Origin of the sequence: Streptomyces sp. NPDC088252, assembly GCF_044740965.1 — a bacterium.
In the GTDB taxonomy this organism is placed as follows: domain Bacteria; phylum Actinomycetota; class Actinomycetes; order Streptomycetales; family Streptomycetaceae; genus Streptomyces.
On the sequence record NZ_JBIURS010000027.1, the window covers coordinates 31,366 to 49,472 of the forward strand.

Annotated in this window: 17 protein-coding genes and 5 pseudogenes; 10 read left to right on the plus strand and 12 right to left on the minus strand. The window is 70.3% G+C overall.

All coding sequences use genetic code 11. The features are described from left to right. Positions 1-69: 69 nt before the first annotated feature. From ACIOHC_RS36595 to ACIOHC_RS36610, 4 genes and pseudogenes are all read right to left on the minus strand, one after another. On the minus strand, positions 70-990 hold the full coding sequence (locus ACIOHC_RS36595) for a trypsin-like serine protease (protein ID WP_351079843.1): 921 nt from the start codon (positions 988-990) through the stop codon (positions 70-72). An 858-nt stretch (positions 991-1,848) separates the two neighbouring features. Next, complete coding sequence (locus ACIOHC_RS36600; RefSeq protein ID WP_401845955.1) at positions 1,849-2,091, minus strand: helix-turn-helix transcriptional regulator; 243 nt, start codon at positions 2,089-2,091, stop codon at positions 1,849-1,851. Positions 2,092-2,139: 48 nt separating this feature from the next. Continuing rightward, the gene (locus ACIOHC_RS36605) at positions 2,140-2,958 is read right to left on the minus strand and encodes a hypothetical protein (protein WP_401845914.1); all 819 of its coding nucleotides are present in this window, start codon (positions 2,956-2,958) and stop codon (positions 2,140-2,142) included. Between the two features lie 251 nt (positions 2,959-3,209). Continuing rightward, a pseudogene (locus ACIOHC_RS36610) lies at positions 3,210-3,314 on the minus strand (DNA starvation/stationary phase protection protein); the annotation flags it as partial. 90 nt (positions 3,315-3,404) lie between these two features. Between ACIOHC_RS36610 and ACIOHC_RS36615 the strand changes: the two are divergent. The 5 genes and pseudogenes from ACIOHC_RS36615 to ACIOHC_RS36635 all read left to right on the plus strand — a co-directional run bounded on the left by ACIOHC_RS36615 (position 3,405) and on the right by ACIOHC_RS36635 (position 8,394). Further along, a pseudogene (locus tag ACIOHC_RS36615) lies at positions 3,405-3,708 on the plus strand (GNAT family N-acetyltransferase). A 430-nt stretch (positions 3,709-4,138) separates the two neighbouring features. Further along, positions 4,139-6,313 carry a xanthine dehydrogenase family protein molybdopterin-binding subunit gene (locus ACIOHC_RS36620; RefSeq protein WP_401845915.1) on the plus strand — a complete coding sequence of 725 codons (2,175 nt, stop codon included), beginning with the start codon at positions 4,139-4,141 and terminating at the stop codon, positions 6,311-6,313. After that, entirely contained in the window at positions 6,310-7,242 is a 933-nt protein-coding gene (locus tag ACIOHC_RS36625) for an FAD binding domain-containing protein (protein ID WP_401845916.1), read from the plus strand. The genes ACIOHC_RS36620 and ACIOHC_RS36625 overlap by 4 nt, the downstream gene beginning before the upstream one ends. Continuing rightward, on the plus strand, positions 7,239-7,721 hold the full coding sequence (locus ACIOHC_RS36630; RefSeq protein ID WP_351079837.1) for a (2Fe-2S)-binding protein: 483 nt from the start codon (positions 7,239-7,241) through the stop codon (positions 7,719-7,721). Before ACIOHC_RS36625 ends, ACIOHC_RS36630 begins: the two co-directional genes overlap by 4 nt. A 223-nt stretch (positions 7,722-7,944) precedes the next feature. Next, complete coding sequence (locus ACIOHC_RS36635; RefSeq protein WP_351079835.1) at positions 7,945-8,394, plus strand: MarR family transcriptional regulator; 450 nt, start codon at positions 7,945-7,947, stop codon at positions 8,392-8,394. On the opposite strand, the gene ACIOHC_RS36640 is transcribed toward ACIOHC_RS36635, so the two are convergent. Further along, on the minus strand, positions 8,363-9,007 hold the full coding sequence (locus ACIOHC_RS36640; RefSeq protein ID WP_401845919.1) for a cysteine hydrolase family protein: 645 nt from the start codon (positions 9,005-9,007) through the stop codon (positions 8,363-8,365). The genes ACIOHC_RS36635 and ACIOHC_RS36640 overlap by 32 nt on opposite strands. Positions 9,008-9,102: 95 nt before the next feature. Next, positions 9,103-10,536 carry an MFS transporter gene (locus ACIOHC_RS36645; RefSeq protein ID WP_365690719.1) on the minus strand — a complete coding sequence of 478 codons (1,434 nt, stop codon included), beginning with the start codon at positions 10,534-10,536 and terminating at the stop codon, positions 9,103-9,105. A gap of 863 nt (positions 10,537-11,399) precedes the next feature. Between ACIOHC_RS36645 and ACIOHC_RS36650 the strand changes: the two genes are divergently transcribed. The 3 genes and pseudogenes from ACIOHC_RS36650 to ACIOHC_RS36660 form a co-directional block, all read left to right on the plus strand. Then, on the plus strand, positions 11,400-12,596 hold the full coding sequence (locus ACIOHC_RS36650) for a Dyp-type peroxidase (RefSeq protein WP_401845921.1): 1,197 nt from the start codon (positions 11,400-11,402) through the stop codon (positions 12,594-12,596). A gap of 85 nt (positions 12,597-12,681) precedes the next feature. Beyond that, positions 12,682-13,728, plus strand: a complete 1,047-nt coding sequence (locus ACIOHC_RS36655; protein ID WP_351079829.1) for a beta-propeller fold lactonase family protein — start codon at positions 12,682-12,684, stop codon at positions 13,726-13,728. An 87-nt stretch (positions 13,729-13,815) separates the two neighbouring features. After that, positions 13,816-14,715, plus strand: a pseudogene (locus ACIOHC_RS36660) (NAD(P)-dependent oxidoreductase); the annotation flags it as partial. A gap of 3 nt (positions 14,716-14,718) precedes the next feature. Here the strand turns inward: ACIOHC_RS36660 and ACIOHC_RS36665 are convergent. Beyond that, a pseudogene (locus ACIOHC_RS36665) lies at positions 14,719-15,041 on the minus strand (MFS transporter). On the opposite strand from ACIOHC_RS36665, the pseudogene ACIOHC_RS36670 reads away from it, so the two are divergent. After that, positions 15,041-15,258: pseudogene (locus tag ACIOHC_RS36670) on the plus strand (alpha/beta hydrolase fold domain-containing protein); the annotation flags it as partial. The pseudogenes ACIOHC_RS36665 and ACIOHC_RS36670 overlap by 1 nt on opposite strands. Positions 15,259-15,331: 73 nt before the next feature. Here ACIOHC_RS36670 and ACIOHC_RS36675 read toward each other — a convergent pair. The 3 genes from ACIOHC_RS36675 to ACIOHC_RS36685 all read right to left on the minus strand — a co-directional run bounded on the left by ACIOHC_RS36675 (position 15,332) and on the right by ACIOHC_RS36685 (position 16,944). Beyond that, a complete protein-coding gene (locus ACIOHC_RS36675; protein ID WP_351079827.1) occupies positions 15,332-15,577 on the minus strand; it encodes an antibiotic biosynthesis monooxygenase in 246 nt (81 codons plus the stop codon). A gap of 79 nt (positions 15,578-15,656) precedes the next feature. Next, positions 15,657-15,998, minus strand: a complete 342-nt coding sequence (locus ACIOHC_RS36680; RefSeq protein ID WP_351079825.1) for a GNAT family N-acetyltransferase — start codon at positions 15,996-15,998, stop codon at positions 15,657-15,659. A 22-nt stretch (positions 15,999-16,020) separates the two neighbouring features. Further along, on the minus strand, positions 16,021-16,944 hold the full coding sequence (locus ACIOHC_RS36685) for a pirin family protein (protein WP_351079823.1): 924 nt from the start codon (positions 16,942-16,944) through the stop codon (positions 16,021-16,023). Between the two features lie 91 nt (positions 16,945-17,035). Between ACIOHC_RS36685 and ACIOHC_RS36690 the strand changes: the two genes are divergently transcribed. Then, the gene (locus ACIOHC_RS36690; RefSeq protein WP_351079821.1) at positions 17,036-17,536 is read left to right on the plus strand and encodes a carboxymuconolactone decarboxylase family protein; all 501 of its coding nucleotides are present in this window, start codon (positions 17,036-17,038) and stop codon (positions 17,534-17,536) included. 15 nt (positions 17,537-17,551) lie between these two features. On the opposite strand, the gene ACIOHC_RS36695 is transcribed toward ACIOHC_RS36690, so the two are convergent. Next, positions 17,552-17,698 carry a hypothetical protein gene (locus ACIOHC_RS36695; protein ID WP_351079819.1) on the minus strand — a complete coding sequence of 49 codons (147 nt, stop codon included), beginning with the start codon at positions 17,696-17,698 and terminating at the stop codon, positions 17,552-17,554. Then, the gene (locus tag ACIOHC_RS36700) at positions 17,662-18,087 is read right to left on the minus strand and encodes a DUF1275 family protein (RefSeq protein ID WP_365690712.1); all 426 of its coding nucleotides are present in this window, start codon (positions 18,085-18,087) and stop codon (positions 17,662-17,664) included. Before ACIOHC_RS36700 ends, ACIOHC_RS36695 begins: the two co-directional genes overlap by 37 nt. Between the last annotated feature and the right edge of the window lie 20 nt (positions 18,088-18,107).

Sequence of the window (18,107 nt, forward strand, 5' to 3'; positions counted from 1 at the left end):
GCGTCGAAGACGGCGATGCGGTCGACGTTGGACGTCAGTGCAACGAGCTCGACTGCTCGGTCTCCAACCTCAGCCGCGCTGGGCCCGGTCGTACACCTTCCTGGCCGTGGTCCCCAGCACCTCTCCTTGCATCTCGGTCGGTGTCAGGGAGTCCAGTGCGCTGTTCACCGAGACCAGGACGCCCTTGCCGGTGGCGGCGTTGAAGTCGGCAAGCCATGGGCCGCCGCTGGAGCCGCCGGTCATGTCGCAGGGGATGGCCCGCACGCCGTGCTTCTTCTTCGCCTTGCCGACGCAGTGCAAGAGTTCCTCGCCGAGTTGCGGGCGGGTGGCGGAGTAGCCGAAGGCGGAGATGATGCCGCCAACGGGGTGGTTGAAGGCGATGGGCTGGCCGCCCACGACGTCGGTGAGCTTGCGGCCGCTCTTGTCGGTGTCGACAACGAGCGTGGCCATGTCGTTGGTGGAGTCCGTTTCCCAGCTGCGCGGGGTCGCGGCGGAGCGGACCGCGAAGGCGCCGTGCGGCCTCTTGGCCTTGCTGTAGCCGGGGACGAACACCATCGTGCTGTTGGTGTTGTAGGGAGAGGAGCCCAGGCGCACGCAATGGGCCGCGGTCATCACGGCGGAGCGGTTGACGCTCTGCACGGCAGTGGCCGTGCACCAGGTGTCGGCGCCCCTTGAGTTGACGAAGAAGAGCCGCCCCACGGTCTTCAGGGTGGTGCCGCGCCACGGCTTGGCCTTCGGTCCCGTCGGACCGAGGTCCACGGACTTCCCGACGGCCTTGACTCGGGCGGGCGTCCAGTAGGCGAGTGCTTCCCGACGTTCCTTTGCGGTGTACCTCATGACCGAGACCGGGTCGACCGAGGAGGCGCCGGCCCGGCCGGCCACGGCCGTCGCCGGGATCGGGGCGGCGAGGACGAGGGCCGTACCGGCCACGGCGAGTCCCGTGGCCCGGCCACGAGGACGCAGGTTCGCGGGAGCGGGAGTCTTGGGCATGGCGGATGTCTCCTCGGCTGGTGCAGGCGTCGGACGGGGGCTGTCAGCCCGCTCGCAAAGAGGGGGAACCCGCATGTTCGGTTGGCGCTGTCGATGAACTGTGACGCGCACAGTGACCACGGCGCCCCAACGGCAGGAGATCTCCTCGTCACAGATCGTCACAGACCTTGACAGAAATGGGATCACGGCTGGTCGCCGCGTTCGTCTGTCCGGTCCGGCCGACTGGAGCCCTTCGCTCATGAAGTGCGGGGTCAAGACATCAAGTCGACGAGGGACGGCCTGTCCGTAAGCGGATGGGCGGTTGCCATTGATCGAATACGTTCGGCGTGTGCGCGATCGGCAGCCTTGAGGGGTTTTGCGGTCGCGTCGGGGTGGCTGACCATGACGGAGTGCGCAGCCCCGGAAATCTCAACCGTCCGCGAGTACAGGCGCGTTGGTACTCGCAGCGCTGCAGCACCGGAGGAATGGCCTTGTCCGCACCGGCGACGAGTTCCCAGGAGGGAAGGTCATTCCAGGCGGCGGCCCGAGTGACATCGGTGAGGTGAGCCGCACTGTCCGGCCTCTGGGCAGCCTGCATGATGTCGATGACCGACCGGGAAGGTCCGCGGCGAAGACGCCGTGGAACTTGTCGGCCGGGTACTCGTTGAGGAGGTCGATGACCTTGTCGCCCACCTGCCGCCCGTGGCAGGACTGATGGTGGAACGCTCGGATCGCTGAGCCCCACCCTTCGCGGGGTGACGCGTCCAGCAGCGTACGTGCCCGTCGTACGGTCAGCAGGCCGCAGGGACGGCCACGGTATGGGCCATGACCAGGCCCTCGTCGCGTTGTCACGGTGATCCACGTCCGCCCGGCATCCGGTCACTGCGGCGGATTCTGCTCAAGGGCGTCGCGGAGTTGTGCCCTTGCGCGGATTCCCAGCTTGGGGAAGATCTTGTGCAGGTGGTAGCCGACAGTGCGGGGTGACAGGTACAGCCGGGCCGCTATGTCGCGGTTGGTGAGGCCCTGCGCCGCCAGTTCGGCTATCCGCCGTTCCTGCGCGGTGAGTTCGCTCGGGGCGCGCGTGGTCGTCGGTGGTGCCGTCGGGGCTCCCGCCGCCCGCAGCTCCGCGGCGGTGCGGTCGGTCCGGGGCCGGGCGTCGAGCCGCTGGAATCACTCCAGTGCCGCGCCGAGGTGCGGTCGTGCCTCGGCGCTGCGCCGCCGTCGGCGCAGCCACTCGCCGAAGTCGAGGTGCGTGAGTGCCCTTTCGAAGAGCCAGCAGTCGGTGGCGGGGTCGGCCAGGGCGGCGCGAAAGTGCCGCTCGGCGTCCTCGGTTTCGCTCAGCAGGGCCGCGGCTCGATGGAGGACGGCAGCCAGCCGGGGCGATCTGTCGGGTTCCAGGCCGTGCTCGACGGCCTCGACCACCGTGCGCGCGTCCTCCCGCTGCCCGGCACGGACCGCCGCGGCGGCCAGGTCGCCCAGATAGTAGACGGAGGCGTGGTAGTGGACGGGCGCCGGGCGGAAGTCGCGGGTGAAGGCGGCGCGCAACTGTTCGTAGGCGTCGGCGTGGTCCCCGGCGACGAACGCGGCCATGCCCAGCGCGTGCCGGTGCCGGACCTGGAGGCTCAGGGATCTGCGCAGGTCGACGCCTCGCACGGCTTCCAGGGCCTGCGTCCGCGCGGTCGCGTGGTCGCCCCGCAGCGCGCGCAGGGTGGCCTGGAGGAGGCAGGAGCCCAGGGTCACGTTGTCGGCTCCCGCCTCGGTCGCCGTCCAGAACGCCTCGTCCGCGGCGTCCTGGGCCGCCGTCCACGAACCGCTCTCGAACAGGGCGAGGGCGAGCGCCTGTGTGACGGTCGCGTTCGTGCCCGCGCTGCCGGCCCGCCGTATGACGTCCGTGGTCCGTCCGAGAATGCGTATGGCCTGCTCGGTCCCGTCCAGGATCCAGGTGGTGCCGCCGAGCGCCGTGAGGTCCGCCAGGGAGTCCTGTGACATGGCGGCCAGCGCGTCGTTCAAGAGGCCCAGGAGCCGGGCCCGTTGCCGGTGCGGGTCGACGACCGCCTGGGACCAGGCGAGCGCGGCAGGATTGCCGGCGTCGTCGAGGAGGGCGCCGATCCGCCGCAGTTCGGCCCGGTGGAACGGCGTCCCGGAGTTGTACACGGATGTCGCGGCGGTGCCCAGGGTGCCGAGCGCCAGGTCCGGGACCGAGGTGGCGGTGGCTTCGGCGCCGCCCAGCAGCTCGGCAGGGACAAAACGACGGGGAACTGCTTGACGGTCCCGAACTCCTGGATGACCGAGCCCTTCTGGTGCAACCACGGCTGGCTGCTCGTGGGCTGGGAGCTGGTGGTCATGGCGTGCCTCCTGCGATGTCGTGCCGAAACGTGCGCGGTCGACGCCAGGGGCCGGACCGACGGCCGCGTTGTCCGTGAGCGCACGCGGGGGTGCCCCTCGGCGCGCCGGATCCGGGAGAGGCGGACACGCCACGATCCAGGCTGACCGCCTACCGTGACCGCGGGGAACAGCGCGTCTTCCATTACGACCGAGATCGACGACGCCTTCGCCGGACAGGGCGTGGCCTCCCGGCTGGTCCAGGAAGTGCTCACCGACCTACGCAACTCCGGGAAGCGGATCGTGCCCGTGTGTCCGTGCGTGGCCAAGTTCTCGGAACGACACGAGGAGTTCGCCGATATCACCGACCCCGTGCGGTCCGATGTCCTGCCGTGGCTGGACACGGAATTGGGCTGACCGCGCACCGCTTCTGTCCCCGGAGTGCACAGGGCCCGCCCATCGCTCGCTCTGCCGCTTCCCTCGCGGTCAAGGGATGTCCCGTAACCGCTGGCGGGCGCACGACGACAGCTGTGGCACCTTGCCGCGTTGTCGGAACACCCGAACACATCCGGCATGTGGACGTCCCTCCGCCTTGCGAGGCACCGCATCCGACGCCCGCGCGCTGATCCACCAGGGATCACGGGGCAGCCCTTAGTATCCGAGCAGCTGAATTCCACCGGCGTGCCGTTCCATCGAAATGGCCTCGGAATGGAGTCAGTTCCCGCAAAGACACGAACGGGGTGTTGCTGTGGAGCAATGGACAAGGCGTGAGGACGAGCGGCTGCTTTCCGGGAAAGGCCGGTATGTTGCCGATATCCACGTTCCCGGATGTCTGGACGCGGCATTCGTGAGAAGCAAGGTGGCCCACGGCGTAGTGCGTGCCGTGGACTGCACGGCGGCCCGGGATGTGCCCGGGGTCGTGGGAGCCTGGTCGGCCGCGGATCTGCCGGAGCTCCCGCCGGTTCCGTACACCCTGCTGGCCAGGCTCTCCACGGAGGACGCCGTCGCGGGCCGGGAGTGGCCGGCCCTCGTGACGGACCGGGTGCGATATCCGGGCGAGGCGCTGGCGGTCGTCCTCGGGGAGGACCGGTACCGGGCCGAGGACGGGGCCGCCGAGGTCACCGTCACGATCGATCCGCTGCCCGCCGTGGTGACACCCGCCGCGGCGCTCGACGACTCCGTCCAGCTGTTCGACGGACTGAGCAACATCGCCCTGCGCGGCGAGGCGGGAGAGCCCGTCGATCCGACCGTCTGGCAGGACGCCGCCGTGGTCGAGGCCACGTACCGTCAGCAACTGCTGATGCCCAGCCCCATGGAATGCCGGACGATCCTCGCCGTACCGGACGGAGACCGGCTGACGGTGTGGTCGGGACACCAGATGCCGCACCGGCTGCGGCGTGAACTGGCAGCAGTACTCGGCTGGTCCGCCGACCGGATCCGGGTCGTCGTGCCGGACACCGGAGGCGCCTTCGGGTCGAAGAGCGCCGCGTTCCCCGAGTTCGTGGTTGTCGTCCACCTGGCGGTGAAGCTCGGCCGGCCGGTCCGCTGGATCGAGGACCGCCTGGAGTCGACGCTCGTCGCCACCCGGGGCCGGGGACAGGACCAGACCGTGCGCCTGGCCGCCGACGCGGAAGGACGGCTCCTCGCCTACGAGCTGACGATCGACGCCGATGTCGGCGCCTATCCGCACTTGGGCGTGGGACTGCCGATGCAGACGGCGTGGATGGCGACTGGCGCGTACACGACCCCACGCGTCCATGCGACCCTGCGGTCGGTGCTCACCAACACCATGGTGACCTACCCGTACCGTGGCGCCGGGCGTCCCGAGGCGGCGATCGCGATCGAGCGGGCGATGGACCTGCTCGCCCGGCGGCTCGGGATCGACCCGATCGAGCTGCGGCGGCGCAACTTCATTCCGCCCGATGCCTTCCCGTACGAGACGCCGACCGGACGCCGCTACGACAGCGGGGACTACGCCGCCGCCCTGGACCTGGCGCTGCAGACGCTCGGCCACGAGGAATGGAGCGCGGAGCGGGCCCGTCGCCGCGAGGATCCGGACGCGCTGCCGCTGGGCATCGGTGTCTCGTGCTACGTGGAGCGTTCGGGCGGCGAACCCGGTGGCCTGCACGAGTTCGGCAGCCTGGAAGTCCACGAGGACGGCACCGTCACCGCCCGCTGCGGCGCGGCCCCGAGCGGCCAGGGGCACGAGACCGTCTTCCCCGCCCTGGTGGCCAAGGTCCTCGGCATCCCGGAGGCGCAGGTCCGCCTCGTCGAGGGCGACACCGACGAACAGCCCGAAGGACTGGGCTCGTTCGCCAGCCGGTCGGCCCAGGTCGACGGCGCCATGCTCCAGCACGCCGCGACCCGCCTGATCGAGGAGGCGCGCACCCGGGCGGCGAACCTGTGGGACCTGCCGGTCGACGAGATCGAGTGGGCGGACGGCGCCGTACACGCCGCCCACGACGGTTCGGCGGCCACCGGCCTCGGCGATCTGGTCAAGTCGACCGGCCCGTTGCGGGTGGAGGAGCGCTACGAGGCCGCCATGGCGTTCCCCTTCGGCGCACACGCTGCGGTGACCGAGGTGGATCCGGAGCTGGGCACGGTGAACGTCCTGCGGCTCGTGGCAGTCGACGACTGCGGCGTGGTCCTCAACCCCACGGTGGTGCGCGGGCAGGCGTTCGGATCGGCCGTACAGGGTATCGGCCAGGCCCTCTACGAAGGCATGACGTTCGACGACGCCGGCGTGCCGCAGCTGGCGAACGGATTCCTGGACTACCTGCTCCCGACGTTCACGGAGGTCCCGCCCATCGACATCAAGGACACCCGCACACCCGGCCCCGGCACCCCGCTGGGCGCCAAGGGAGCGGGGGAGTCGGGCTGCATCGGCACCCCGGCCGCCATTGTCAACGCCGTGGCCGATGCCCTGCGGATCGCCGATCCCGGCCTGCTGCAGATGCCGCTCACCCCGGACAGTGTCTGGCGGGCGGCGCAGGCCCCGAAACATGAGGAAGGCGTCCGGTGAAACCCGCATCCTTCGACTACGTGGTCCCCCGCACGGTCGCCGAGGCCGTCGAGGCACTCGGCGGCAGCAGGCGCAAGGCCCAGGTGCTCGCCGGAGGACAGAGCCTGATCCTGGAGATGCACCTGCAGCGCATCCGCCCCGAACTCGTCGTCGACATCAACCGCATCCCGGAACTGGACCGCATGAGCGTCGAGGGCGACGAACTGCGCGTCGGCGCCCTCGTCCGCCACGCGGCCTTCGAGCCGGCCGGTGCCGTACCGGGCCCGCTCGGCACCCTGCTGTCACGGGCCGTCGTCAACATCGCCCACCCGCCGATCCGTTCTCGCGGGACCATGGCCGGCAGCTTCGGCTGGGCCCATCCCGCCTCGGAATGGTGCGCCATCGGCGTCGCCCTGGACGCCGTCGTGGAGGTGACCGGCCCCGACGACGCCCGCGCGATCCCGGCCGGCGACTACTTCCTGGGGCCGTACCGCACCGCACGCCGACCGCAGGAACTGATCACCGCCGTACGGCTCCCGCTGCTCGGTGAGCACACCGGGGTCGGCTTCATCGAGCACCGCCGTACCCACTTCTGCTTCGCCCAGGTCGCCGTCGCGGCCGCGCTCACGGTGCACGACGGAGTGATCGGCGACGCCCGGATCGGACTGGTCAATTCCGCCGACCGCCCGGTACGGGCCCGTGCCGCCGAACGCACCCTGCTCGATTCCGAAATCGGCCCGCTCCCCGCGGGGCGGCGGCTGCCCGACGACCATCCGTTCGCCCGCGCCGGCCGCGTCGCCGCCCAGGAGGACGCCGCACCGCTCGCCGAACCGTACGCCGACGTGGAGTACAAGCGGCAGGCCATCGCCGTCCTGGTCGGCAGAACACTCCGAGAGGCGGCGCTCGATCTGCGCGCACGTCTCGCCGCACGCGAGGGGGACCACCGATGAAGATCACGCTCACTGTGAATGGAACCGCACACCGCCTCGACGTGGAGCCCCGGCGCCTGCTCGCCGACGTCCTGCGTGACGACCTGCGCCTGACCGGTACGCATCTGGGGTGCGAGCACGGCATCTGCGGGGCCTGCACGGTGCTCATGGACGGCGAGCCGGCCCGGGCGTGCCTGGTGCTGGCCGTGCAGTGCGACGGCAGCTCCGTTCGTACGGTGGAGGGCCTCGCGGGACCCGACGGCGAACCCCACCCGCTGCAACGTGCCTTCTCGGCCGAGCACGCGCTCCAGTGCGGCTTCTGCACACCCGGCTTCCTCATGGTGGCCGCAGGAGCGCTCGACACCGATCCCGACCTCGCTGACCACCCTGAGGCCATCGCGGGCGTCGTCGGCTCCAACATCTGCCGGTGCACAGGCTACGAACCCATCCGACGCGCCATCACGCGCGCGGCCCAGGAACAACGGAAAACCATCGGATGAACCCGGTCCGGGTGGATCTCGGTGCCCGGGTCCTCGTCGGCGAACCAGCCACCGCCGCCGAGCCCACGGAGCATCTTGCTGTGCATGCTGAACCTTTTTCGTGCAACAGCCGGCCGACACCCACTGGACCTGCCACCGCGTCGGCCGAGGAGTCGCCTCCCCGTTCGCGCGCCGGAATCGCGGTCCTGATCAGGGCGTTTACGCCTTGCAATATGCTGGCCCGGTGAGTAGCCATCCGGTTCCGCCCGAGGACACCGCCGTCGAGTTGATGCGGGCCATGACACGGCTGCGGGCCCGGCTGCGCAGCGAGACCCCGCTCGACGACCTGCCGTGGAACTGGTCGCATCTGACCACCCTGCACCGCATCGTGCAGGACGGGCCGGTGACCGCGACCGAGCTCGCGCAGGCCGAGCACGTGCGGCGGCAGTCGATGGGGGAGACTCTGGCCACGCTGCGCGACGGCGGGCTGATCATCACCTCCAAGGATCCGAACGACGGGCGCAAGTCTCTGGTGAGCGTGACGCCCGCCGGGCGGGTGCTGTGCGAGCGGATCCCGGCGGCGCGTGAGGCGTGGCTGTCCAAGGTGATCGGGTCCACGCTTCGGGCCAACGAGCGCAAGGCACTCGACAAGGCTGCGGAGATCATGAATCGCCTGGCGGATACCGACCTCTGAGGGGTGTCCCGTAATCCCTGGTGGAGCAGGGCGCGGCGTCGGATGCGGTGCATCGCAAGGCGGAGGGACGTCCGCATACTGGATGTTTGCAGACGTTCCGACAACGCGGCGAGGTGCCGTAGCTGTCGTCGGGCGCCCGCCAGGGGTTACGGGGCGGCCCTTGGTTCCGCGTCTCTGGCTCGCGGGCCATGCCCAGTGCGACGGGGTCTGCGGTGGCGACGATCTCGGCCTGGCGCGGGAAGACCTTCTCCATGAGCACCCGGTGCACCTCGGGGTCGGGGTCGGCGATGGCGTCGGCCAGTACGAACAAGCGGTGGTCATCGTCGGCTGCCTGCCGGAGGGTCGTAAGTACCACGCCGCTGGTGGACAGTCCCGCGAGGACCTGGGTGTCCACGTCCCGGGCGTGCCGCTCGGCGCGCAGATCGGTGTCGCCGGCGAAGGCGCTGAACCGGATCTTGCGCACGGTCAGGTCGTGCTCCCACATTTCCAAGGACTCGTGCACCGCCGTTGCGGGTGTGCCGTCGGTGAGGTGTCCGGCCGCGGCGACCTGGGCGAAGGCCTTGTTGCGGGTGGGGACGGCGGCAGCGTCCGTCGCGGCGAGCGCGACGCGCACGAAGACGACGTCGTGCCGTGGGTGCGGGCCCAGGCCGGCGCCTCGCCCGCGCGGGCCGGAACGGGCCCCGGGTGAGGGCACCAACTGGTCGGATCTCAGTTCGCGTGCCGTTGGCCGGTCTTGCCCAACCGGCGGTCGCAGACGGTCAGGACGAGGACGAGGGCGGCGATCGCGATCAGCACCCACGCGATGAGGTGCAGGCCGCTGTCGTCCACGCTGCTGTGGAACGCGGTGCCGGTGATCGCCGCCGATGCGATGGACCCGATGTAGCCGAAGGTGCGCAGCAGCCCGGAGGCGGTGCCGACCGCGGCGGCGGGGGCCTCCTGGTACAGGACGGTCTGGTTGGCGACCGTCCCGGCACCGGAGGTCAGGCCGAACACCGCACTGACGGTGACGACCGCCGCCATCGGGGTGCTGCTGCCCACGAACAGCACGGCCGCGGCCCCGACGAGCAGCAGTACCGCGCAGGCGATCAGCGGCAACCGCACCCCTGTCCGCCGCGATACCACCCGGGCGGTCACAGCGGTCAGCACGCCCATCGGCAGCAGCGCCAGCCCGGCCTGGTAGGCGGACAGCCCGCGGGCCGCCTCCAACCACTGCGTGAGCCCGTACAGGATCACGTACGTGCCCATCAGGGTCAGGCCGTTGCGCGCATAAGTGCGGGTCAGGGCTCCGTTGGAGGCGAGCAGGCGGACGTCCAGGAAGGGGTGGCCGGCGCGCAGTTCCCAGCCGATCAGCAGCGCGGCGAGGACTAGGGCGGCGGCGAGCGCGGGCCAGTTCAGGCGTGGCAGGGCGGAGAGGAAGACCATCAGGGCGGTGAGTGAGCCACCGAAGCCGAGCATGCCGAGCAGGTCGATGCGGGAGACGAGGGCGCGCGGCGGACCGGGACGCACCGGGTCGGGGTCCGGCGCGAGCCCGACCAGCACCAACACCAGGGCGACCGTCGCGACCGGGATGTTGATCCAGAAGGCGGTCCGCCAGCCGAGCCGGCCGACCAGCAGCCCGCCGATGGCGGGACCGATGGCGACGGTGGCGGCTCCGGTGATCGCCAGGCCGCCGAGCACCCCGCGCGGCGGGGCCTCGTGGCCGGCCTGCTCGGCGCGGCGACGTATCAGCAGCATCGCCGACGGGTAGCTCGCCGAGGTGCCCGCGCCGATCAGCACCCGGGCAACGATCAGCGCCGTCAGTGAGTGAGCCAGCGAGCCGACGATCCCGGCCACGAGCACCAGCACGATGCCGGTGACGAAGACCCGTCGGGGTCCGAACTCCTCTGCGAGGCGCCCGGAGGCGGGCTGGGCCAGTGCGCTGGTGAGGTAGAGACAGGAGATCAGGATCGCGGTGTCCCCGACGGAGACGTGCAGGGCGGCGGCGATGGCGACCAGCGCCGTCGCGATGATCGAGCTGTTGACCGGGTTGAGTGCGGCTCCGAGGTACAGCGGGGCGACGAAGCGCGGGCCGAACGGATCGCCTGCGGGCGCGCTGATCCCGGCTGTCTGCCGCGGAGCGTTGGTGTCACCGGCAAGGGACACGGAGCGACTCCATCCTCCGGGACCTCTGCGATGGAGCATGCCTGCTGCGGAGATCCCGGTGTATATAGGCAGGCCACCTGACAAACATTAGCAGGCTTCCTGCCTAGTTTTGAAGGTGTCCCTTTCGGTCGGGACCTGTGCCGTTCCCGGACCCGGACGGGTGCGCATGGCCGCCCTCGAACCGGACGTGACCGCACAGCGGCCCGCGGTCCGCAATGGGGGCCGGCTCCCTCGAATCCCGAAGCGGGGTGGTGGGGCGATGCGACTCCGGCAGACCATCCCGGAGAAGGCCGACAGTCACGACGGCGAGCGCAAGGAGGTCTGTGCTTCGGCGACCACGCGGTGCGCACCCGCCCGGCGTAAGCGACCGATATGCGCCGGAATCTTGTCGTGGCCTGCACGTACGTCCGTGGCGGCGTTCAGGGGGACATCGCATGCGGCACTGCCCCCGACCGTCGACGTGAGTACCTGGCCCATGTCTGCGCCACCGGTACGCTCTCGCCGTCGCGCGCTCGACGGGCCGTGATCCCGGCGCGACATCGGTGGGGACAGGTCTGCCGAGCGGTGTCTGTTCAAGTGGCGTGAGCCTGATCGTCCCATATATTACGTTTTGTAAACCGGTGTGTCACCGGCGGCAGTCCGGAGGCCGGTTGGGCTGCCGTGTGCGGTCGCGCGCCGATTGGGCCGGGGCCGGTTCACGGAATCCGACGGCGGCAGCGCCGTACGGTTGACACCGGGCTCCTTGCCTGAGAGGAACCATGACTGACGAGACATCCGCGAGCCCGGAGGACGGGTGGAGCGGCGAAGGGTGCCCGGCGAGTGCGTTGGCCCGGCGGTCGTTTCTGCACGGCGCCGCCGCGGGCGTGGCCGGAGTGGCGGGTGGGGCCGCCTCTGGCAGCGGTGAGGCGCTCGCCGACACGATGGTCGAGATCAAGGAGCAACCGAAATCCCGCACGGTCCCCTTTCACGGTCATCACCAGGCAGGCATCGCCACTGAGCCCCAACAGGACGCGATTTTCGTCTCGTTCGACGTGACCGCTTCCGACCGCGCGGAGCTCACCGACCTGTTCCGCATGCTGACCGCGCGGGGCCGCTTCCTCACGGCGGGCGGCAAGCCACCGGAGGTGCCCCCGACCGCAACGCCATCGGACAACGGCATCATGGGACCCACGTTCGTGGCCGATGGTCTCACCCTCACGGTCGGAGTGGGCGCGTCCCTTTTCGACGACCGCTACGGACTGAGCACGCGCAAGCCGGTCCAGCTCGTCACGATGACGCCCTTCCGGCACGACGATCTGGACCCCTCGCTGAGCCAGGGCGACCTGCTGATCCAGATCTGCGCCGATCACCGCGACACGACGGTGCACGCGCTGCTCGACATCCTGACCCACACCAAGTCCGCGATGAAGCTGCGCTGGCGCATTGACGGCCAGCGTAATCCGGAGCGTCCCGTCGGTGTCCGGCGTGACTGGTTCGGCTTCAAGGACGGCATCTCCAACCCGAGCGTCACCGACGACGCCCAGATGAATCAGGTGGTCTGGGTCCAGCCGAAGGGCGCCGAACCGGCTTGGGCCGCAGGCGGCACGTACCACGTGGTGCGTATCGTGCACTTCCATATCGAGGCCTGGCAGAAGGTGCCCGTTGCTCAACAAGAGCGGATCTTCGGCCGCCGCAAGGCGAGCGGCGCCCCCATGTACGCCGTGGATGAGAACGTCACGGATCTCCTCGACCCCATCTACACGAACGACCCGCAAGGCCTGATCACCCCGCTGAATTCTCATATCCGCCTCGCCAATCCCCAGACTCCGCAGACCGCGGCGACCAGCACCATCCTGCGGCGCAGTTACGACTACGACCGGAGCCCCAACCCACCGGAACTCGACATGGGGCATGCCTTCGTCTGCTTCCAGCAAGAGCTGAACACCTACGTCGCCATGCAGACCCGGCTGGAGGACGAAACACTGGTGCCGTACATCAGCCCCCGGGGCGGCGGTTACTTCTTCGCACTGCCCGGAGTTCGGGACGAGAAGGACTACTACGCTCGCGGGCTCCTGACCTGATCCTTCACTGCCCCCGGCGGGCGTCGGCGAGACGCCGCCCCGCCCGGCCCCCGACCGAACCATCGCAATGCGCACAGGAGGCGAGATGTTCTCTGCCCTGCGGACCCGAGTCGGCAACGGCCGCCGGCGCACCGGCGGGACGCTGCGGCCGGTACTCGCGGCGGGCATCGGGATCCTGTTGATCTCCTGTACGCCCGCCACCTCGGTCCGCAAGGACTCCGACGTGCCGGTCGCGCCCGTCCACACCGGTGCCGGTGGCCGCGTGTACGTCACGAACCAGCAGGACGACACGCTCTCGGTGATCGACGCCAGTACCTACAAGGTCATCGCGACCGTACCGGCCGGCGTGGCGCCCGAAGGTGTTGCGGTCGCCAAGGACGGCAAGCACGTGTACATCGCCAACAGCGGCTCGGACCGGGTCTCGGTCCTCGACACCAGGAACAACAAGATCGTCGCAACCGTGCCGGTGGGAAAGAGTCCCACCGGTGTCGGCCTCAGCCCCGATGGCGCCTTCCTCTACGTCACCAACGGCAGTTCGAACAACGTCTCGTTGATCGAAACCCGCACCCACCGGGTGGCCTCGACCATCCCGGTCGGCAAGTCTCCGGTGAACGTGGCGTTCAGCCCTGACGGCGGTTCGGCCTACGTGGCGAATTCCGGGTCCGGCAGCCTGTCGGTCATCAACACCCGCACGCGCCGGGTCGACCGGGACCTTCCCGCAGGGCGCTCTCCGGTGGGCGTCGCCATCACACCGGACGGCAAGTCGGCCTACGTCGCCGACGAGGTGGCAGCGCACGTCCTCGCCGTCGAGACCCGTACCGGAAAGGTGACCACCGTGTCCGTCGGCGAGGGCCCCTTCGACGTGGCCGTCGAGCCCGGCGGCCGCTTCGCCTACTCCGCCGACCTCGGTCCGGGCAACGTGTCCGTGATCGACACCGGGAGCCACCGTGTCTCTTCGACCATTGCCCTGGGCCCTCCAGGCACCGACCCGTTCAACCTGGAGGTCACCAGTGAGGCGATCTACGTCACGAACCAGGGAGCGGGCACCCTCAAGGTCATCGACCCGAATTCCCACAAGGTCGTCGCGACCGTCACTCTCGGTGCCAGCCCCTACGGCGTGGCGGTGAGTTGACCGTGCGGCGTACCGCCAAACCGTGAGTGCCCGCGTCGAAGACGCCGGCGCCCGGGACCCGGATACCCCGGGACGCGGGTTGCCGGCGGAACATGGACAAGGGGAACAGAGAAGGGGTCTTCCATGTCTCACGCTTCCACCGTCGCTGTTCTGGGAGCAGGCGCACTCGGCGCCGCGATGGCGATGCGCCTCGGAGATACCGGCCACGAGGTACGGCTCTGGAACCGCACGGGGGAGAGGGCCCGTACGGTGGCGGAGCACGCTGCCGGGGTCACGGCGGTGAGGACGGTGGGCGATGCGGTTTCCGGCGCGCCCGTCGTCATCACCGTGCTCCGTGACGGCGATGCGGTCGCGGAAGTCATGTCGGATGCCCTCGGTCGGCTCGAAAGCGATGCCGTCTGGGTGCAGGCGAGCACGGTAGGGCCGCGGCACGCCGGCCTGCTGGCCGCTCTGGCCCGTGATCACGGTGTTGCGTACCTCGACGCACCGGTCTCGGGAAGTACCGCGCCCGCTCGGCAGGGCAGGCTTGTCTGGCTGGCAGCCGGCCCCGAGGACGTCCTCGAACGGGCGCGTCCCCTGCTCGACGATCTCGGCTCGTCCGTGCTCCACGTCGGAACAGGGGTCGAGGGCAGCGCCGTCAAGCTCGTCGTCAACGCGTGGATGGCCGCCTCGACGGTCGCCATGAGCGACGTCCTCGTGCTGTGCGACGCGCTCGGCGTCGATCACACGACGTTCGTCCGGGTGCTTGAGGCCGGCCCGCTCGCCATGCCGTACGAATTGCAGAAGGTAGGCGTCATGGACGATGCCTCGTACACGCCCGGATTCGCGGTGCAACTCGCCCTGAAGGACATCGAACTGGCCGCAGCGGCCGCCAATCCCACCCCTCTGCTCCAGGCCGTCCGTGACCGCCTCGAAGCGACCGTCGCAGCCGGCCACGACAACGACGACCTCGCCGCCGTCGACTACTTGAGGAACCCGCCGTCGTAGTCCTCAGGTGCCCGGCGATCGGAGGATCACCGCGCCCAGCGCCGCCGCCTGACCGAGCCGTCGGCCCTCCACCAGCTCCGGCTGGATCGCGCGCCGGGCCGGGCCCATCAGTGCCGTACCGCACCCCAACAGGAAGGTGAGGACGAGCGGCACCGTCGGCGACAGCGCGTCCGTGAACGCCGGCACGGCCAGCGCACCGGACACGCGAGCATCGCGAACTGCGCGACCAGCAGCACCGAGCGGCGGTCGAAGCGGTCGGCGATCACCCCGGAGGGCAGGGCCAGCAGCACGACGGGCAGGCTGGAGGCGGTCTGCACGAGCGTCACTGCCGCCGGCCCTCGTCATCACCGGCGAGGCCGATGTGCTGCGCGACGAGGGCGAGGCCTATGCCAACAAGCTCCGCGAGGCGGGCAGACCCGTCACCGCCGTCCGGTTCCAGGCCTCATCCACGACTTCGTGACGCTCAACGTGCTGCGCGGCACCTACGCCGCGGAGGCCGCCATCGACCTGGCCGTTCGCACGCTGCACGCGGCCCTGCACACTGCACACGGCCTGAGTCCGGGGAGACGACAGGGACATGTCCGCGCCCACGCCCACGGAGAGTGGCAGGCGACTCCTACCGGGCCCGGCAGGCCTCCGCCTCCCGGAAGCGGTGGACGAGGAGCCAGAGGGCGTCGCCGCCGGAGGGGCGGAAGAGTCCGTGTCCCAGACGGCCGGGGAAGGCGGCCGCGCTGTCGAGGATGCCTTTCGCCCACGGCGCGAAGGCGGCTTCGTAACCGGGCTCCACCCGGCCGGCTGTCAGAAGGGTCACCTCGCCGGTGTCGGCGGGGACAGTGGCGTGCTCAAGGCTGACCGCGGTCACACCTACTCCTCGTGATCACGCCGCGCCCGTCCACACTTTACGCCTTGCTCGGTCGGCTCGAGCTGTTTGTCCGGTGGCGTCAGCGTCCCAGCCGGGCGTCGAGCCATGTGAGGACCTCGGGGGTCACGGGGTCGGTGATGTCCGCGAACTCCTGGTGCTTCTTGAGGAACTTGGCCACGTACGGGCAGACGGGGACGATCCGCATCCCGGAGGCACGGACATCGATCAGGGCCTGCTCGACGAGGATCCCGGCGAGTCCCTGGCCGGCGTGGGCGTCGTCGATCTCGGTGTGGAAGAAGACCCGCCGGTCGTCGCGGTCGCGGTAGGCGGTCAGGCCGGCGCGCTTGTCGTCGACGAGGATCTCGTAGCGGTGGCGGGCGTCGACGCGTCGGACGAGGGGGGTGGTGGTCGGCTCGTTCATGACGGTCCTTTCGGTGGGGGGTTCAGCGGTGGGAGGGGTTCTTGCGGGGTGTGATGACGGCGTTCGGCAGGGCGGGGGCGGGCAGCCGGTCGCCGGGGTAGCCGTCGACGCTGCCGAAACGGTCGGAGGCCCGCTCCCATTCCTCCCGCGCCTCGACGATGTCCTGATGGCTGCGCCCGATGAAGTTCCACCACATGACGATCTCCTCGTCGAACGGCGTGCCACCGAGCAGGACCGCCCGTGCGCGGTGGTCGGAGGCGTTGGTGAGGGTGAGTGTCGTCCGCCCCGTGGCCACGTGGCCGAGTTCGGCGGGGTGGAGGACCGTGCCGGCGAGGTGGACGTCGCCTTCGTCGACGAGCAGGCCGTGTTCGAAGGCCGGGTCGACGTCGAGGGTGACGGTGGCGCCGGGGTCGAGGAGGAGTTCGGCGCCGAGGAGCGGGGTGAAGGTGCGGACGGGGGAGGTCTCGCCGGCCAGCGTGCCCAGGAAGACCCTGAGTTCGGCGCCGTCGACGCGGAGCGGCTCCGGGGCGTGGTGCTGGAAGTCGCGAGGGGCGTGGCGGTGTTCGTCGGGAAGGGCGAGCCAGAGCTGGACGCCGTGCAGGACGGTGGTGTCGGGTGTGGAGACCTCTGTGTGGCTGATGCCGTGTCCGCCGGTCATGAGGTTGATCTCTCCGGGCCGTACGAAGGCGTGGGTGCCCAGGCTGTCGCGGTGCTCGATCTCGCCGGTGAAGAGCCAGCTCACGGTCTGCAGTCCGGTGTGCGGGTGAGGGGCGACGTCCATGCCGCCGGAGTCGGCGACCAGGTCGGGGCCGTAGTGGTCGGCGAAGCACCAGGCCCCGATGAGTGTCCGGGCCCGCTGGGGCAGCGTGCGGCGTACGGTCATGGCGCGCGGGCCGCCCAGCGGGACGTCCCGGGCCGTGAGGACCTCGACCTCTGTGTCACCCATCTCCTGACCCCTCCAATTAGTTTTGATTTCAACAATCATGGAGGATGATAGTCGTGACGACAACGCCCGGCAACAGACGAAGGAGCACAGGGTGAGCGAGACGGCACAGGTCACGGCGGCCCTCCGGTCCACCGGACGGATCCACCTCGACAAGCAGAGCCCCACCGCGTACCAGGCACTGGTGAAGGCGGCCGACGCCGTCCGTACCACCGCTGCCGATGCGGGTCTCGACCGGATCCTGGTCGAGCTGGTCAACCTCCGTGTCTCCCAACTCAACGGCTGCGCCTACTGCCTCGACGTGCACACCCGGGCCGCGCTGCGGGCCGGTGAGACCACCCGGCGCCTCGGCGTGCTCGCGGCCTGGCGCGACACCGAACTCTTCACCACCCGCGAGCGCGCCGCCCTCGCTCTCGCCGAGGCCACCACCCACCCCGCCGACGCCCTCGCCCAGGAGCGGGCGTACGCCGAGGCCCACGAGGCGCTGAGCGACGACGAGCTGTCCGCTGTGATCTGGGTGGCCATCACCATCAACGCCTTCAACCGGGTCTCGATCCTGAGCAAGCACCCGGTACGGGAGACCCCCTCCCGCTGAAGCGCATGATCCGGCTCACGGCGCTGCGGCCCACCCCGCACCCGGGACCGAGAATCGCCACAGAACCGCCGCGCCCGTGGCGAGCAGTGCCAGCGCCACCGCCAGGACGAGGGAGATCCCGATCTTCAGGAGTACGGCTCCGACGAGGGCGCTGAGGAACATCGCCGGCACGGACAGGATCCGCCGGCCGGGCCGGAGTCGGCGGCGAGCCCGGTGAGGGTGAGGGTGAGCACGGTCGTCGTCAGGTCGGGGAGGCCGAGCCGCCGGGCGACCGCGTTCTGCAGCCCCATCGCGAGGCCGAGGAGCACGATCAGGGTGTACTGGACGGTGGTCCCCACCTTGCCGTGCCCCGCGACGGTCGTGCCGAGCGCTCCGGCGAACAGCACCGCCTGTACGGCCATGGCCGAGGCGAGCAACCGGCCTCGGTGCATGGCGAACCGGACGCCGAAGCGGCCGCCGGCCAGCGCGCCGGTGAGAAAGGCGGCCAGAGAGACGACGGAGGCGAGTGCGGACAGGCCCTCGGCTCCCGTCAGGGCGAAGCCGAGGAACACCACGGGGACGGTGGGTCGGC

What these genes read in the sequence shown, in the direction of transcription:
- ACIOHC_RS36595 (WP_351079843.1), bottom strand. Translation starts at nt 990, where the DNA reads ATGCCCAAGACTCCCGCTCCCGCGAACCTGCGTCCTCGTGGCCGGGCC.
- ACIOHC_RS36605 (WP_401845914.1), bottom strand. Translation starts at nt 2,958, where the DNA reads ATGTCACAGGACTCCCTGGCGGACCTCACGGCGCTCGGCGGCACCACC.
- ACIOHC_RS36630 (WP_351079837.1), top strand. Translation starts at nt 7,239, where the DNA reads ATGAAGATCACGCTCACTGTGAATGGAACCGCACACCGCCTCGACGTG.
- ACIOHC_RS36655 (WP_351079829.1), top strand. Translation starts at nt 12,682, where the DNA reads ATGTTCTCTGCCCTGCGGACCCGAGTCGGCAACGGCCGCCGGCGCACC.
- ACIOHC_RS36680 (WP_351079825.1), bottom strand. Translation starts at nt 15,998, where the DNA reads ATGAACGAGCCGACCACCACCCCCCTCGTCCGACGCGTCGACGCCCGC.
- ACIOHC_RS36685 (WP_351079823.1), bottom strand. Translation starts at nt 16,944, where the DNA reads ATGGGTGACACAGAGGTCGAGGTCCTCACGGCCCGGGACGTCCCGCTG.
- ACIOHC_RS36695 (WP_351079819.1), bottom strand. Translation starts at nt 17,698, where the DNA reads ATGTTCCTCAGCGCCCTCGTCGGAGCCGTACTCCTGAAGATCGGGATC.